Source organism: Shewanella sp. N2AIL (assembly GCF_022690845.1).
Taxonomy (GTDB): domain Bacteria; phylum Pseudomonadota; class Gammaproteobacteria; order Enterobacterales; family Shewanellaceae; genus Shewanella; species Shewanella baltica.
Genome location: NZ_JALBYT010000080.1, coordinates 1 through 631, shown reverse-complemented (window position 1 = coordinate 631; position 631 = coordinate 1). Strand labels below are relative to the sequence as shown.

At 39.9% G+C, this 631-nt stretch carries 1 protein-coding gene and 1 pseudogene; both read left to right on the top strand.

All coding sequences use genetic code 11. The features are described from left to right. A partial coding sequence (locus MO387_RS20785; RefSeq protein WP_277956721.1) for a flagellin occupies nt 1–176 on the top strand: 176 nt, incomplete at its 5' end. Between the two features lie 259 nt (nt 177–435). After that, nucleotides 436–631 (top strand): annotated as a pseudogene (locus tag MO387_RS20780) (flagellin FliC); the annotation flags it as partial.

The following is a 631-nucleotide window of genomic DNA, read 5'->3' as shown; positions in this document are numbered from 1 at the left end:
CCAACAATGCCAACGTGCAGGCTAACGTCGCTGATGCGAAGAGCCGTATTGTAGATGTGGATTTTGCCAAAGAAACCTCAGCTATGACTAAAAACCAAGTATTACAGCAAACCGGTTCTGCTATGCTTGCACAGGCTAACCAGTTACCTCAAGTGGCATTGTCGTTACTTGGCTAATGTGAGTTTAGCGCGTATTGGGATGTGAATTTTGCCTGTCTCTTTTGTTTATAGCGAAAGAGCAGGCAAAGTTTTTTATATTGTTGTAGGTTTTATTTGCATGAAATATATAGTGTTATTTTTAAAAAATAATTTTTTAAAAATTTCCCTAAAGATAAAAAAACTGCTGCCGTTAAATATACTGTAACCACTAAGACCCGCCTGGCTTAATAAGTAGACAGGCAAGTTGAATAAGCCAGGTATAAAGAGGAAACGAATCATGGCCATTACAGTAAATACTAACGTAACATCAATGAAAGCTCAGAAAAACTTAAATGCTTCCGGCGGGGCATTAGCAACGTCAATGGAGCGTTTATCTTCTGGTTTACGTATCAACAGTGCAAAAGATGATGCAGCAGGACTCGCTATTTCTAACCGCTTAAACAGCCAAGTGCGCGGTTTGGATGTGGGGATGC